This is a genomic window from Corallococcus sp. CA049B (assembly GCF_003611685.1).
GTDB classification, from domain to species: Bacteria; Myxococcota; Myxococcia; order Myxococcales; family Myxococcaceae; genus Corallococcus; species Corallococcus coralloides.
In genome coordinates this window covers 1-16,302 of record NZ_RAWC01000088.1, presented here as the reverse complement: position 1 = coordinate 16,302, position 16,302 = coordinate 1, and the positions used below count along the sequence as shown (strand labels likewise).

Genomic DNA, 16,302 nt, shown 5'->3' with positions numbered 1-16,302 from the left:
TCCAGGGGGACAGTCATTGAAAACGGGTGCCAACCTCTTCGAGCCACACCCGGAGTCCGAGGTGCATTCATGGAGCCTCATCAGGACGCGGCACAACGGGTGGCCAATGCACTCGCGCTGGGCCGGAGCTTCGAGAAGTTCCAGGCAATCCAGGCAGTGGAGAAGGCTTCTGCCGACATGCGGAAGGCCCTGCGCCAGGAACTGCAATCCATGCTCCGTGAGCAATTCGAGCCAAAGCAGCATGAGTCGCTGCCCAGGAGCGAGGCCCGGGGCTGGCTGCTCGCGGGCCTGGGCCGTGTGGTGGAGCAGGACAAGAAAGCAGCCGAAGAAATCCGAAGACATCTCGATCCACACCAGGAATGCAACGAGTGGGCGCGCTACTGGGCTCTTGAAGGGGTCTTCTACGCCAAAGGCATCGATCCCAAGTGCGTGGAGTCCATGGCGAAAGAGGCTCGAGATCGATCGCCGCCGAAGTCACGTGACAGGGACTACCAGCCTCTCGCCCGAAGCCTCGCCACGGTCATGCTGCACGAGCTGCATCAACAGAAAGCGCAACGGGCAGAGCCAGATGAATACTCACAGGAAATCAGCCGGGCGCTGAACGTCAAGGCGGAAGATGCTCCGGAGGCAGCGCGGAAGGCCGAGGCGATGGTTCGTGCGCTGCGCACCATTCCGCTGAATGAAGACGACATCATCAACCGGCTGTGTGAATTCCTGCGCCACGACAAGGAATTGCCTGCGGCGACCTATGACGTCATTTGTGCCCTGGGCGGCGTGAAGCGGGATGGTGTCTGCGCCAAGGAAGCCATCGGTGCCCTCCAGGATGCTGTCGAACGGTACCGCCCCTGGGCGAAGTTCGATACCAACCGACGTGAAGCCATCCACGGCCTGGGCAAGCTCCGAGCACGAAGCGCCGTGGAAATCCTGCTTCCTGATCTGACGGACAGCAACCCCTCCATTGCCCAGGCTGCGGCCGTCTCGCTGAAGGAAATCCTGGGCGTGGAGAACACAGTGTCGCGCATCCTGGAGGAGATGCTGGAGGCGAAGGCGCGCAACAGGCTCCTCGGCCCGCTGGCGCGCCAGTATGCGAACGCGCTCCGCGCCATGGGGGAGCCCGAGGAGAACCTCGAACGGCAGGTGGTGCGGCGGCTTGAAGCGGCCCTGGCCGCGGACGAGGGCACCCAGGAGGTCTCACGCCTGCTGTTGATGGAGCTGGGGGGCTCCGCGGCCTACCAGACGCTCCGGACGCTTGTGGGCGCCATGCGGAATTATCAAGACGTTCTTCGAGAGTCTGAAAAGGCGGTGAGCGCGCAGTTCGAGAAGTCGCTCAAGGAGGCGCGCATCGGCTTCTGGACGACGCTGGTCATGGATTTCATCGTGTTCATGTCTGGCATCGCACTCCTGGGGTGGACCGTGCGCCTGGCGTCGGGTGATGGTTTTGAAGGCGTGAGGCTTTGGGCGGGCGTGGCCACGGGAGGCGTCGGGCTGCTCAGCGTGCTCTATGGACTCTTCGTGACGAAGCCGCGCAGACTGGTCAACCAGTCCGTGGACCACATGCTGCGGCTCAAGCTCATCTTCCTGGGCTACATGCACCAGCTCAGTCAGATCGTGCAGCTCTTCACGCGGCAGGTGCTTCGGGACGAGGCGATGAGCCCCCAGGACCTGCAGCGCTTCTCGGAACTCGTGCAAGAGGCGAGGGCGGACGCCATCCAGAGCATCCGGCGTCCCGTCGCGCGGGAGGAGCGGCCAGGGGATGAACGGCCGGCACGTCACCCGGACCTCCCGAAGGTATCGCCAGATGCGCACCCTCTGAAGGGGAAGAGCTGATTGCTTGGGGTAGTGCCATGAAAATGAACGCGAAGACCGCCAAGGGGCCTGCTCGACGCTCCTGCGCGAAGCATCTTGAATCGGAGGTCGCTCCTCGCCCTGAAGCCCAGGCCTATTCCTGGGCCGAATTGCTGGAGCCCATGAAGAAGGCAACGTGGGAACTCATCCGCTGGTTGGACTCCGCCTGTCGTGCCACAGCAAGCACTGAGCAGAAGGGGCGGATCTCCACGAGCGTACTGCTTTCTGGAGACCGGGGCGCTGGGAAGACAACCGTCCTGTTGAGCGCCGCGGCCGCATGTCAGGGGCAGGGAGATTTCCTCAAGGGGTTCTCCTCTCCGGATGAAGCGCCTTCGGATGAAGCGCCTTCGGATGAAGCGCCTTCGGATGAAGCGCAGAGCAGCGGTTCCATCACCGCAAGTGACGTAATCGCCAGCCCCGATGAAATCAAGCTCAAGCTCGATGAAATCAAGCGGAAGACCTTGTGGCTGGAGACCCTGGATCTGGAGCCGCTCCCCAGGGAAACGAACCTGCTCGCCACGGTGCTGGTTCGCATCCGCTCCGCCGTGGAAGAGCGCTTGGGGACCCATGACCAGGGGCACGAGAGGCCCTTGTTGTCGCTGCTCGACGAGGATGGGCAGGACCCCTGGAACGAGCTGGATCAGCTCATTCAAGACGCAGCCTTCATCTGGGAGGACCTGGCGAAACCGGACCGCCGCATGCAGGCACAGCAACAAATCAAGTCGGCCGAGATCTACACCACCTTCCGTACCCGATTCACCCGGGTGATGGATGCCATCCTCAAGGCGGTCTCCCAACGGGAGTTCGGCCGCTCCGACCACCCGGATGTCTTCCTGGTCCTGCCCATCGACAACGTGGACCGGAGCGTGGACCACGTCTCCTGGATGCTGATCGTGACCCAACTCGTCTCCAGCCGGTGGCTGTGGTTCGTGCTGGCGGCGAACCGGTCGGACCTGCAGGCCCTGCTGGAGAGGGGCTATCAGAAGGAACTGGCTGGCGGGAACCAGGGCGAGAAGCAAGCCTCGCAGGGGCCGTACGATGCCCAGAGCATCGCCCGGCGGCAGGCAGCGTCGACGCTGCGGCGGGAGCTACCGCCTCTGCAGCGCATCACCATCGGTCCTGTTCTCCCCTGGGAGGCTTGGGGTTTCTCACCGCGGGCTGCCGCGGCCGGACCGGAACATGATTCGCTGGGGGCACTTCTGGAAAGTATCCCACTCCCAATCGAAAGGAATGCGCCGGAAGGCGGCAAATCGAAAGACGCCGAGTCGTCGAAGAATGATAGAGGCATGACCTACCTCGCGGACCTCTTCAATATTGAGCCGCGCATGTCCGATTCGGTCCGAAAAGCATGGGAAGCCAAGCCGAAGCCGGACGGGGCAGCCCATCGAAAGCGAGAGGACTCCACCGGCTTGGTGTTCACCCAGGCCGCGAAGCAGGCGCTCACGTTGCCCGCCCGCTCTCTCCTTGACCTTTGGCAATCCGCGCACCGGGCCGCCAATAAAGGAAAAGACGGCCCCAAAGGAAAAGACGGCCACGTCGGTGAGTCCGCCATCGAACTTGTCCGTGATGTGCTCCGCAACGTCACCAACGAGAGCGACCTGCCGTTCTGGGCCAGTGAGATCATCCAATACAAGCTCATCCGCAAGAACATGCAGGATGAGACCGTCCTCCGTCTGGATGATTGCCGTATTGATTTCGTCAGCATGGGAGGCCCGGGGTTGTATCTGGAGTTGCCTCCCGCGCGTACGGACGGGGCGGAAACATTCCGGAAGACCTCTATCCAGGTCCGGGAGTTCTACGAGCTGCACCTCCGGCTCGTTCCTCAGTCCGGGACTGCCACCGATCCAGTAGCCCTTCCCCCCACGGTCGCGGGCTGGTTCATGGTGCTGTACGACCTGCTGATGATCAGCCCCGAGCCCCGGATTGTCCTCAGCGGCGCGGATAAGCCGCAGACGGCCAATTGTCGCTTGGTGCTGACATCACACCAATCCGTGGAGGCGACGGCTCCACCATTGGAGGACGGGAAGACAGGCATCCCTGCTCGCGAGCTGCTCATGCCCGTCATGTTCCAATTGAAGTGGAGCATTCCAGAATGGGGTTCCATATGCGACGTCGCCATCTTCGCGGCGCAGTGGGAGGCCCTCCGGTTCCGGTTGGAGCGGGCGTTTCTCCGCCAGAAACCGTTGAAGCCCAAAGCGAGGCAGGACCTTATGTCCACCTGCGCGGAGGTGCTCCGGCTGGCATGGGTCGACAACATCTGCTCGGTGACGAGTGCTTCGTACGGCCAATGGGACTGTTCCAGGTACGCCCTGGACTACCTTGAGAGGATGGGCGGGAAGGAGGATCCCGACGCGGTCCGGGATTTTTGCTGCGAGGCACCTGGGGCTGCTGGCAAAGCGCTCATGGAGAAGTTGGAAGACCTTTTCCTCGACTTCAATGAGCCCGACCGGGCCAAACATAACAGTCCCCCGCTATCGCATCTGTCGAATGATGAGCGCAGGTTGCGTCTCAGCAGATTCGATGCGACGCGACGCTGGATGGAAGAGTTCCTCCCGCTCTTCCTCGGGCCTGACTTCGTGCCTCCGGAGCCCTTCTCCTCCCCTCTCCGTGACGGAAAACCTCCGACCACCCTGAGTGCGCTGGGGGACCTCTGGCGCGGCTCGGAGCCGTTGATCAACGCGCTTCGTCGGGAGCGGCTCCTGGACGCCTTGAAGGCCTCAAAGGCCTGGTCCGAGGTCGCGGCCATGAATGACAAGAAGGATTCGGACTGCTTCGCGTGGGCTAGCCGTTTCATCGGGGCGTGGACCCAGAATCTGCCGTGGGAACAGGGGCTCTGGGGCCCCGGATCATGACCGGGCTCAACAGTCGCTCCACCGGCTCGCTTGCCCCCAAGCGCGTTCCCGAAGCCTTCATCCGGGCGGAGGCTGCCTGCTTTCCATTGACGGGGCGGTGTGCCTTCCAACACGCCCTCCTGGAACTGGATCCCCGCGTCGGCCATGGGGGAGGGGGGGCGACGCAAGCCCTGTGGCGTGAGTGCGAGCGGCTCCTGGTGCAAGAGGCGCAGGGCTGGTCCCTGGATCGCATCATCGCGGTACGGGACTTCTTCTGGTTTGGAAACAATCCGGGGACGGATCCGTCAGGCCGAGGGCCGCGTCCGCTCAAGATGCGGGAGTACCTGCGGCACCTTGCGCACTCCCACCTGGAGGCCCGGTCCGGCCGCACCGAGGTCGTCCGGGCCAGCGACTCCTCCGCCGTGGACGCCATCACCCACTACCGGTGGCTCACCTTCGCCATCCCCGAGGATCTGCTACTCGCGGCCGTCGACGTGGATCCACCTCCAACGCGGGTCGACATCGAGCCCCCGCTCCTGGTGCAGCGCTTGATGGACGTGGGGGTGGCGGAGATCCACCAGCATGTGAGCGGGGGCATGGACTTCCCCATTATGTGGGCCTCGGTGCTGGCGGCCCTGGCCGACCCCTGCCTCCCCGCCCATGCGCTGGACAGCCCCTCGCTCCCATTCCGCAATGGAGCGCGGGAACTGCGCTGGATGCTGGCGTGCGCCATCGCGCGCTGCGTGCTGTGCGAGTTCCTCGCGCTGGGGCACCGTCCGGGAGGCGAAGTCGCGCCGCTGCATCGCTTCCTGCATCGCTATGACGGAGCGCCCGCGTGGATTCCGTCCCGACGGCGGGTGCTCGCCCGGGCCCTCACCGCGCTCGGGTGGGCGCGTGAAGCAGACTTGCCGTCCTACAAGGACCTGCGCGAACTGTACGGTGACCTCCACCCGGAAGGCATCCGCATCGCCCGCAGCCCCCCGGACTCCATGGACGAGGTGTGGCGCACGTGCGACCCGATTGCCCGCCGGCTGTCCCTGTCCGGTCCCAACGCAGGGGAGCGTTGGCTGGTCCATCAGGGGTTGCGCTACCTGGAACTGCTCGAACGGAGCGCGGCCGGGGACGACCTCTTCCGGCGGCTGTTCTGGCAGGTCCTCCGGGTCCGCTGTCTCTACTACCGCACCATCGTGCAGCGGCCGATGACCGCCGGACTCCAGTGGTTCATCCGGTTCTTCGGCCGGCTCGGGCTTCTGCGCAATCCGCTCCGCCGTGTCCGCCCGGAGGTGTCCTACCGGGTCGCGGGCAGCAACCAGGCGATCGCCGCGTTGGAGGTCCGGACCAGCTCCGGCGACACCCCAGTCCAGGTGGCCGAGGAACTCCAGTCGCTCATTCGCTCCTGGCGGCATGTCCTGGATGCGGCGGGCCGGCACGTCACCGGGTTGGGCGAGCCCGAGTTCGGCGTGGTCGTCCATCTCATCAAGAGTCGTGACCCGGAGCAGTACTGGTCCCACGGCAGCCCTCCTGCGTTCGGTTGGAGGACCTACGCCCAGCCCCGGGGAGACGAGCCGCCCACGGGCCGGTACCTGCGCTACTTCGCCGGGCAGGCCGCCAGTGCTCGTGCTCTCTCGCAGTTGCTACGGGCAGTGCCGCGCTCCCTGTGGCTGGTGCGCGGGCTGGACGTGGCCAACGACGAGCTGAGCGTCCCCACCTGGGCGCTGGTGCCGCTGTACCGCTTCGTGCAGCGGGAGGCCGCGCTGGCGGCGCAGACGCCGGCATCCGGGGGCGCGCCTCCCCTGCGGCTGACGGCGCATGTCGGTGAGGACTTCCGGCACCTCCAGGAAGGGCTGCGGCGCATCTTCGAGTGCATCCAGTACCTGCTGGACCGCACGGGCGGACGGCTGGGGCATGCGACGGCGTTGGGGGTGGAACCTCGCGCCTGGGCGGAGTCCGTGGGCTCGGTGCTGATGCCCGCCGAGGAGCGGCTCTGGGACCTCGTGTTCGAGTGGCGCCTCTACACCGGCTATCGCATTCCACCCGAGCTGCGAGCGGTGGCGCCCGCGGGCAGACCGGAGCGCGTGGAGAACGAGCTGCGCGCGTTGGTGGAAGAGGTCTTCCGCCCGAAAGGCTTCACCCAGAGAGACTTCACGCCCCACCACCTGGCCGAGGCACACCACGTACTTCACCAGCTCCTCACACCGCCGCTCTCCTGGAGATCCCCCGATGGGAGCCTCGACGCGTTCAACCGGGCGCTCGAGACGCTGGATCGCCGACAGATCCGTGCCCCGGAGCAGGTGCTGAAGCTGCTGAAGGACCACCGGGAACGAATGGATGTCTTCCAGCGTGGACAGCGGCTGGTGGACATCACCCTGGACGAGTCCGAGGTGGCCGCGCTGTACGCCACGCAGGATGCCCTGCGGCGCGAGGTGGGGCAACGCGGCATCGTGGTGGAGGTGAACCCTACCAGCAACCTGCTCATTGGCGACCTGCTGGATCTGCGCAACCACCCCATCCTGCGTCTCTTTCCCCCGGAGCACCGGGCCGACGGTCCACCGCCCGTCCACATCGCGGTGGGCTCGGACGATCCCATCACCTTCAGCACGCACCTCGTGCGCGAGTACTCGCTGTTGCACGAGGCCGCGCTCACCGCGGGCTACCCGGACCGGGTGGTGCATGAATGGCTGGCCGCCATCCGCCAGACGAGCCTGGACGCGCGCTTCACCGTCGCGTGGCGCCCGGGCGCGTACGACATGGCTTGCGCGCTCGAGGAGGCCTTTGATGACTTCCTCCAGCAGCCCAGGGCCAACCGCCGCCGGACGGCGCACCACACGACTGTCGGAGCAGGACGCGGTGGTTGGCATTCTCCATGACCTGATCCTTTGAAGACGCGGCCCCGGTGCGGACCGGGAGGCAGCCTCTTCGCGCCCGGGGAAATCTCCCTGGAGGAGCGCTCGGAGTACCGGCTCGCGCTCTCCACGCATGGTCCGCGTCCGGCGCCAGGGCCATCACAACACGGCTCCGAGGCACCCGTGCCCCGCGGCTGGACCCGGGAGCGAAGGCCGCGGCAGGCATTGCCATGCGTGGAGCCGGATTCGTAGCGCATTCTGGGAAACGTGGAATGTCCTGAATGCCGATGAATCTCAGACGTCAGGGTGGGCCGGGCGTGCGGAGGCCGCCGCCGTCGTTGGTCGGGATTGCAACGGGGGCTTCGTGCGCAAGGGCTCCGCATTTCCCGGCAGTATCCCGGGGAGTACGGGATTGTCCGTCAGGCATCCCCGCCTCCGTGCCAATGCGCGATGTCGTGCGGCGTTTGTTCATGCGAATCACGACGTCGCCGTCAATCCAATAACTCCGGATGGCCCTGCCTGTAGGGCTCCGAAGGAGGAGTTCGCATGAAAGTCTTCATTCGACACCCCAAGGGCTGGGGTGCGCTCGCGCTGGCCCTGGCCGTGCTCGCCTCGGTGCCGCTGCTCGCCGCGGCGCCTTCAGCCTCCACGCCGCCAGCCGTGGCGTCAGCCCATGAGCCTCCTTCGGGCCAACGCAACGCGGTCTGGCTGGTGCTCCGGAGCAAGGCGGACCTGAGCGCGGCCCACGGCATCAAGGACTGGGCCGCCCGGGGACGCTTCGTCACCCAACAATTGCAGACGGTGGCCCAGAACAGTCAGACGAACCTGCGCAACGAGCTGACCCGCCGCGGGCTGAAGTACCAGTCCGCCTGGATCATCAATGCCATCCGGGTGGACGCGGACGCCACCACCACCAAGGAGCTGTCCAACCATCCCGACGTCGAGCGGGTGGTGCGGGACGTGCGGTTCCAGATTCCCAAGCCCCTCACCGGCCCGGCTGGGGTCCACCCCACCGCGATTGAATGGAACATCTCCCGGATCCGGGCCCCGGAGGTCTGGGCATCCCTGGGGACCCGCGGCGAGGGCATCACCGTGGGCAGCATCGACACCGGCACCCAGTTCGACCACCCCGCGCTGGCCCGCCAGTACCGGGGACTTCAGTCGGACGGCAGCGTGGACCACAACTACAACTGGTACGACCCATCCCTGGTGTGCGGCAACCCCTCGCTGGTGCCTTGCGACAACGTGGGGCACGGCACGCACACCATGGGCACCATGGTGGGTGACGACGGCAACCCGGGGGAGAACCAGATTGGCGCGGCGCCAGGCGTCCGGTGGATGACCGCGAAGGGGTGTGAGGATTTGAGCTGCTCCACGTCGGCCCTGCTGGCCGCCAGCCAGTGGATGCTGGCCCCCACGGACCTGTCCGGCAACAACCCGCGCCCGGAGCTGCGGCCCCAGGTCATCAACAACTCCTGGGGTGATGGGCCCACGGACCCGGTCTTCCAGCCCATCGTGCAGGCCTGGATCGCCGCCGGCATCTTCCCTGTCTTCTCCAATGGCAATGATGGCGAGTTTGGTTGCGGCACCTCCGGCATCCCGGGCGCCTATCCAGAGTCCTACAGCGTGGGCGCGTTCGACATCAATGACGCCATCGCGTCGTTCTCCGGCCGTGGGCCCTCGGCGTTCGGTGTCACCAAGCCAGACGTCGCGGCGCCGGGCGTGGACGTGCGCAGCAGCGTGCCAGGGGGAGGGTATGAGTCCTGGAGCGGCACCTCCATGGCCGCGCCCCACGTCGCCGCCACGGTCGCCCTGATGTGGTCGGCGGCTCCCTCGCTGATGGGAGACGTGGCCGCAACGCGCTCGCTGCTCGATGCGGCGGCGGTGGACCGGGAAGACCTCAGCTGCGGGGGCGCGCCCGGTGACAACAATGTCTGGGGCGAAGGAGCCCTGGATGCCTTCCGCGCCGTCGAGCTCTCTCCGCGTGGACCGACGGGGCAGCTCACCGGCGTCGTCACGGACGCGGCCACGGGCGCCGCGCTCCCCGGGGTTCGCATCGCGGTGACGGGGCCCAGCGAGAGAGCGACGATCACGGACGACGTGGGCCGCTACTCTTTCGTGCTCCCCGTGGGCACCTACACGGTGTCCGCCAACCTGTTCGGCTACGGGATGGTCACCGTGGCCGGGGTCGTGGTGAGCGAGGGCGGCACCGTCACCCAGGACTTCTCCCTGGCCCAGGTGCCCTCGCACGTCGTCGCGGGCCGCGTCACGGACCCGGCGGGGACCCCGGTGCCTGGCGCCACGGTCACCGTGCTGGCAACGCCGCTGCTGCCCGTCACCACCGGCACGGACGGCCGCTACCGGTTCGACCAGGTGCCGGAGGGTACGTATGACATCCGCGTGGAGGCGGGAGGGTGCTTCGAGCCGCTGACGCGCACGCTGATCGTGGACGGCAATGAGACCCTGAACTTCATGCTGAGCGGCCGGTCCGACGCGTTCGGCTACTTCTGCCGTATCCAGAGCCCCAGCTACGTGGATGCCACCACGGTCATCCCGCTGTCGGGGATCGAGGCCTCCATCGAGCTGCCGCTTCCCTTCCTGTTCACCTTCTATGGAGAGACGTACGAGAGCGTCTTCGTCTCGACCAATGGCGTGCTGAACTTCCTCGCGCACAACGTGGACTACATCAACACCCCGCTGCCGAACGTCGCGGCTCCCAACGCGGCCATCTACCCGTTCTGGGATGACCTCTACGTGGACTCGGAGGCCAGCGTCCGGACCCTCACGCGGGGGGTGGCCCCCACCCGGCAGTTCGTCATCGAGTGGCGCAACGTCACCTTCTACTCGGACCGGACTGCGCGCGTGAGCTTCGAGGTCGTGCTCTCCGAGAACGGGGAGGTGCTCATGCAGTACCGGGACATCGGCGACAGCGCGCTGGATCGGGGCGGTTCGGCGACGGTGGGCATCGAGAACGCGTCCGGCACCGTCGCGCTCATGACGTCGTTCAACACGCCCGCCGTGAGCGCGGAGCGGGCCATCCTCTTCGACCTGCCGCCCAACGGCATCGTCCAGGGCGTGGTGAGGAACGCGAATGACGGGCTGCCTGTCGCCGACGCCACCGTGCGCGCCCTGCGGGGAGGCAGCGTCTTCCGGAGCACCACGACGAACGCGCAGGGCCGCTACCGCATGCAGCTGCCGCTCGGGACGTATGGGCTCGCGGTGTCCGCGGTCAATTACGAGACGGAGTCGGGCGGCGTCCGGCTGTCGGTGGATGACGAGATCGTGAACCGCGACTGGACGCTGCGCACCGCCCGCGCCGTCGTCTCGCCCCCGGTGCTGGAGCTCATCGTGCCCCAGGGGCAGCGGCGGGTCCGCACGCTGACGCTGAGCAACACCGGCTCGGCTCCGCTGCGGTGGGAGCTGGCCGAGGGAGGGGGCCAGCAGATGCAGCCCACGCCACTGCACACGAGGGTCCGCGACGCGAAGGCGGAACCGAACGGCTTCAACGCGCGGCGGATGATGGGCCTTTCGGCCACGCCCGGCTGGGCCGCGAGCCTGACCGGGGATGTGCTGAAGAGCTGGCCCGCCACGGGGCTCGATGTGCCCTGGGGTGTGGGCTACACGCAGAACGTCTGGGTTTCGGATCCGCCCCAGCGCCTCAACCACGAGTTCACCGTGGAGGGCGCGGCCACGGGGCAGATCTGGGCGGCGCCCTGGTCGGGCGAGTGGCCCGCGGACATGGCCTATGACGCCGCCCGGGGGCTGATGTGCCAGCTGGCCGTGGGCGGGGACAATGGCATCCACTGCTGGAACCCGCTCACGGGTGAGGAGGTGGACTCCATCACGGGCCCGTTCACGTGGACGGGCATCTCCCAGCGAGGTCTGGCCTACCGCCCGGATGATGACACCTTCTACGTGGGCGGCTGGAACGAGGGCATCATCTACCACGTCCAGGGCCTCTCCCATCCGGACCGGGGCGCGGTCCTCGGTCAGTGCAGCCCTCCGGACGGCGCCATCTCCGGTCTGGCGTGGAACGGCTCGTTCGGCGTGCTCTGGGCGGCGACCAACAGCCCCACGGACACGATCTACGAGCTCAACCCCGCCACCTGCACCGTGCTGAACACACTGGCGCACCCGAACCCGGGCTACAACGGCGGCGGCCTGGAGATGGACGAACAGGGCAACCTGTGGATGGTGGCCCAGGGCACCCGGCAGGTGTACCTGATGGAGAGCGGCGTGCCGGCGTTCACGGACGTCCCCTGGCTTTCGGAGCGGCCCCGTCGGGGCACCCTGGCTCCCGGGCGGACCCAGGAGATCGCGGTCACGGTCGACACGACCGGGCTTGCGCCGGGCGTCTACCAGGCCACGGTGTTCGTCCGGACCAACAGCGGGCGGCAGCCGCTGCTGCAGACCCGTATCAGCCTCATCGTCCCGGCCTACCAGCAGGCGGTGAACTCGGGCGGCGCCGCGTTTGTCGACCACCTCGCGGACAGGTGGGCCGCGGACCAGCGCTACCGCCAGGGCGGCTGGGGGTTCCTGGAGCCTTCGGAGCGGGTCGCGACCACCCGCCCCATCGCCGGAACGGTGGATGATCCGCTCTACCAGCGGGCACGGCGGGGCTTCGTCGAGTACCGCTTCGACAACCTGCCCCCGGGCGTCTACCAGCTGGAGCTGCGCTTCGCGGAGATCCAGGACCAGCCGCGCCTGCGGCGCGTCTACGACGTGGTGGCGGAGACCCAGCTGGTGCTGCCCGCGCATGACATCGCCAACGAGGTGGGGCAGCTGACGGCGGATGATCACAGCTTCTTCCTCACCGTCACCGACGGCCAGCTCAACCTGCGGCTGGTCCCGCGTGACGGCTTCGGAGTGCCGCTCATCAATGCCATCCGGGTGACGCAGCGCCCGGATCGCTAGGCACCTGATGGCTGGACCCGGGAGCCCGCCTCCGGCGGCGGACTCCCGGGCCCGCGGTCTGTGACCGGAATTGACACGCATGGAGCCGGATTCGTAGCGAATCCGGCTACACGTGAAGGTCCTGAGTCCTATCGCAGCTCAGACCTCAGGGCGTGCGTGCCACCTTCTGGAGGGTGAAGCTTTGCAGTCCCACCCCCTGGAGGGACACTTCCCGGAGCGCGTGTGCGTTGGATTGGACGCCTTCGGGCCGGAAGGTGACCAGGTCCACCGCGACCGACAACGTGTGGTCGGGGAAGCGGACGGGCTTGGGGAACGGAAAGTCCAGGCCGGGCGTGCAGCCCTCCCCGTTGGGGCCGGCGACGACGCCGTGGCCGCTGCCCCACTTCCCGGGGAAGGCCACCAGCCGGGAGAACTTCGCGTCATCCCCCGGGCCCGCCGGCCCACCGAAGCTCTCCGGGACGGGGGCCACGCCGAAGCGCTCGAAGGCCAGCTTCCCGTCGACGTAGCCGCGCACGGTGTAGGTGGAGGCCCCGTGGACAGACGGGTCCACGTAGATGGCGCCCTGGTCCTCCGCCTTCGAGCGGGCCACCACCACCCGCTCCAGCAGCTCCGACGTGCCGTCCGGCTGCGCCCCGATGTAGGTCAGCAGCATCCGGCTGCTCCCATCCGGCTCCAGCGGGCTCAGCCAGGCATCCCAGCCGGTGGCGCCCTCCAGGTGGAGGCTCACTCCGGACTGCCTGCCGTCCGTGCTCTCCACGAGCAGCCCCTCGTTCGTGGCGGACAGCTTCGAGGCGTCCATCGGACAGCTCTCCACGCCGTCGAACCACGTGCAGCCTTTGCCCGTCGTGTCCTCGGCGATGCCCGGCGTCCCGGCGAACAGCAGCCCGACGCCCAAGCCGAGTCCGAGTGCGTTACGAATGAGTGAGCCGCGATTCTTCCAGCGCATGTCCATGGCGTTGCTCCGTGGGGAGGGGTTGGGGGCCTGCGCCGGAAAGTGATTGCAGGGGCCGTGCCCGGCGACTTCATGACTTCCCGTGTCGTGGCGCGGCGGGCATTCTCCCCGCGCAGCGGTTCCCCCACGAAAGAGACAGGCATGCTCACGGAGCAGGTCCGCAAGGCACGGCAGAAGCTGGTGTTGGCCCACTTCCACGACGAGGTGAAGCAGGACTGGGACGCCGTCCTGTCAACCTTCCCGCACCCGCATTACGAGCTCATCCCCACCCTGACGGTGCACGACGGGAACAGCGCGGTGCGCGACTACTACCGCGACACCCGCGTGGCCTTCCCGGACCAGCACCACGAAATCATCTCGCTGCGGCACAGCGATGACGCCGTCATCGTGGAGTTCTGGCTCATGGGCACCCACCTGGGGCCGCTGGGCCGGATTCCCGCCACGGGCAATAAATTCCGGGTGCGCATGTCGGCGTACTTCATCTTCGACGCGGCGGAGACGCTGGTGTGCGAGCGCGTCTACTTCGACACGCTCAGCATCCTCAAACAGCTCGTCGGCGGGCTGGACATGAAGAACCCGAAGAACTGGCTGCTCGCCGCGCGGTGCCTCAAGGGCCTGCTGGCGATGTCCGGCGACAAGCCCGTGCCCATCCTCACCCAGACGACTCCGCCCGTCTTCAACGACTGACGCGGGCACGGCCGGAGCGCGGAGGTCCGCGCCCCGGCCCCCGTCCCGCGGGGAAACGCTACTTCGTGAGCACGTCCACGTCGTAGTCGGTGAACGTGGGCTCGTAGTGCCGCTTCACGTAGAGGTCCGCGTCACCGCTGCCCCCCGCGCAGAGAGACGGTCAGCTTCGCGGCGGGCGCCGGGTTCACCAGGGTGAAGGTCCGCAGTGAGCCCAGCCCGCCCGACAGCGTCGTCGGATAGCCATTGTAGATGTACGTGGTGAGGGCATTTGCCTGCGACACCCGCTCCGGCGCCACCTGCGGCGTGGCCTTGCCCTCGGCGCCGGGAAGGGGCTCGCCGCAACCCATGCCAGACAGCGAGACCAGGGCCACTGAGGAAACCGCGCGGATGAAGTGCATGGCCGCTCCGTGTTGGGTGGAGCACGCAGAGTAGGGGCCGGCTCCTGCTGTCCGAGGTCACAGTCCCGCAACGGGCTCCTTCGTGACGTGGGCGTCACCTTCGCGCGGCTCACGCGCCTGCGGACGTTCGCCGCCGCCGCCGCACGCGCGTCACCGCCAACAGTCCCAGGGCTCCCGGGATCAGGCCACCGGCACCGCCCGCGGAGCAGCCCTGTCCCTGTACGGGTGCGCCGTCACCGTCCGAGTCCGCGGTCGTCGTCCAGTCGTAGGTGGCGGGCGAGGCATCCACGTTGCCCGCGCTGTCCACCGCGCGCACCTGCACCGTGTGCGCCCCGTCCTGGAGCTCCGTGAGCTTCAGGGGGCTGGTGCAGGCCGTGAAGGCGCCCGTGTCGAAGCGGCACTCGAAGGTCGCGGAGGCCTCGTCCGAGGTGAATTCGAAGGACGCCTCGCGAAGGGAGGTCCGCCGCGGGACGGACGCGGTGAGGGTCGTCTCCGGAGCCTGGGTGTCCACGCTGAAGTCGACGCGGGCCTCCTGGCTGACATTACCGGCGTCGTCCGTGGCCGTCGCGATGACGAAGTGCTGCCCACCCGCCAATGACAGTCCCGAGCTGAAGGTCCAGGCACCGGCGCCGAGCGCCCGGGCATGGCCCTGCTCGGTGCCGTCCACGAACACCCGCACGCGAGTGCCCGGCTCGGCGGTGCCCGCGTAGACGGGGCCGTTCCTGTCGAAGACCGCGCCGCTCCCGGGCGAGGTGATGACGGGCGCCATGGGAGCGCTCAGGTCCACCGTCCAGCGGTGCTCCGCGGGCGACGCGTCCGCGTTGCCCGCCTCATCCACGGCGCGCACGGCGAAGCGGTGCTCGCCCTGGGAGAGGGCGTCGAGCGTGAAGGGGCTGTCGCAGGCTTCGAACGGGCCCTCGTCCACGGCGCACGCGTAGCTGATGCCACCGCCCGTGGAGGAGAACGTGAACGTGGCGCTCGGGCTGTTCGCGGGGCTGACGGGCGCGGTGACGAGCGAGGTCTCCGGGGCTTCGGTGTCGATGAAGAAGGTGAGTGACGCGGGCGCACTGGCGTTGCCCGCGGCGTCGACGGCGGTGGCGGTGAGCGCATGCGGGCCCTCCGCGAGGGAGACCTGGAGCTCGTGGCTCCACGCGCCCGGACCGCTCACGACGAGCGGACCCACGGGCGCCCCGTTGTCGAGCACCAGGAGCACCGTGCCCCCCGCTTCCGCGGTGCCGGTGATGCGGAGCGCGGCATCACCCAGCCGCTGCCCGCTGCCGGGGTGGAGGACGACGGGCGCATCGGGTGGCGTGAGGTCCACGGTCCAGGTGAAGGAAGCGGGGGTGGGGTCCACGTTGCCGGCCGCATCCTTCGCGGCGACCGCGAACGTGTGCGTGCCATCGCCCAGGTCGGTGATGACATGGGGCGAAGCACAGGCCACGCTCGTCGTGTCCAGCGTGCAGGTGAAGCCCACGACGTCCGCGGTCGAGCCCTGGAAGGTGAAGGTGGCGGACGGCTGGTTGCCCAGGGCCGGCGGGTGCGACGTGAGGCTCGTGTTCGGTGGCCGCGTGTCCACCGTGAACTGAAGCGACGTCTCAGGACTGATGTGGCCCGCGGCGTCGGTGGCGGTCACGCGCACCGTCTGGAGGCCCTCGGAAAGCAGGTCGGTGGATCTGCAGAACCACGCCCCCTGGCTGTTCGCGAGGACGGTGCACAGCGGAGCGCCTTCCGCGCTGACGGTGACGATGCTGCGGGCCTCGGCCTGGCCCCTGAATGTCGGGGTGTCCGTCCTCACGAATTCGCCGGGCATGGGGGAGGTGACGCTCGGGGGC

At 67.7% G+C, this 16,302-nt stretch carries 8 protein-coding genes; 5 read left to right on the top strand and 3 right to left on the bottom strand.

The genetic code is table 11. The features are described 5' to 3' along the window. Nucleotides 1–69: 69 nt before the first annotated feature. From D7W82_RS20210 to D7W82_RS20190, 4 genes are all read left to right on the top strand, one after another. Entirely contained in the window at nt 70–1,827 is a 1,758-nt protein-coding gene (locus D7W82_RS20210; protein ID WP_147439408.1) for a HEAT repeat domain-containing protein, read from the top strand. Nucleotides 1,828–1,844: 17 nt separating this feature from the next. Further along, nucleotides 1,845–4,697, top strand: coding sequence for a hypothetical protein (locus D7W82_RS20205; protein ID WP_147439407.1), 2,853 nt, complete (start codon nt 1,845–1,847; stop codon nt 4,695–4,697). 197 nt (nt 4,698–4,894) lie between these two features. Next, nucleotides 4,895–7,543: a hypothetical protein gene (locus D7W82_RS20200; protein ID WP_120619910.1), complete on the top strand. Its 2,649-nt coding sequence runs from the start codon at nt 4,895–4,897 to the stop codon at nt 7,541–7,543. A 522-nt stretch (nt 7,544–8,065) separates the two neighbouring features. Beyond that, nucleotides 8,066–12,433 (top strand): carboxypeptidase regulatory-like domain-containing protein, encoded by a 4,368-nt coding sequence (locus D7W82_RS20190; RefSeq protein WP_120619908.1) that lies wholly within the window; start codon nt 8,066–8,068, stop codon nt 12,431–12,433. A 145-nt stretch (nt 12,434–12,578) separates the two neighbouring features. Here the strand turns inward: D7W82_RS20190 and D7W82_RS20185 are convergent, their stop codons facing one another. Continuing rightward, entirely contained in the window at nt 12,579–13,328 is a 750-nt protein-coding gene (locus D7W82_RS20185) for a hypothetical protein (RefSeq protein WP_147439406.1), read from the bottom strand. Nucleotides 13,329–13,526: 198 nt separating this feature from the next. Between D7W82_RS20185 and D7W82_RS20180 the strand changes: the two genes are divergently transcribed. Beyond that, the gene (locus tag D7W82_RS20180; protein WP_120619906.1) at nt 13,527–14,072 is read left to right on the top strand and encodes an ester cyclase; all 546 of its coding nucleotides are present in this window, start codon (nt 13,527–13,529) and stop codon (nt 14,070–14,072) included. 131 nt (nt 14,073–14,203) lie between these two features. On the opposite strand, the gene D7W82_RS20175 is transcribed toward D7W82_RS20180, so the two are convergent. After that, nucleotides 14,204–14,470, bottom strand: coding sequence for a hypothetical protein (locus D7W82_RS20175; protein ID WP_120619905.1), 267 nt, complete (start codon nt 14,468–14,470; stop codon nt 14,204–14,206). Between the two features lie 109 nt (nt 14,471–14,579). Then, nucleotides 14,580–16,302 (bottom strand): Ig-like domain-containing protein (locus tag D7W82_RS20170; protein WP_233587818.1); only part of this gene is annotated, 1,723 nt, incomplete at its 5' end.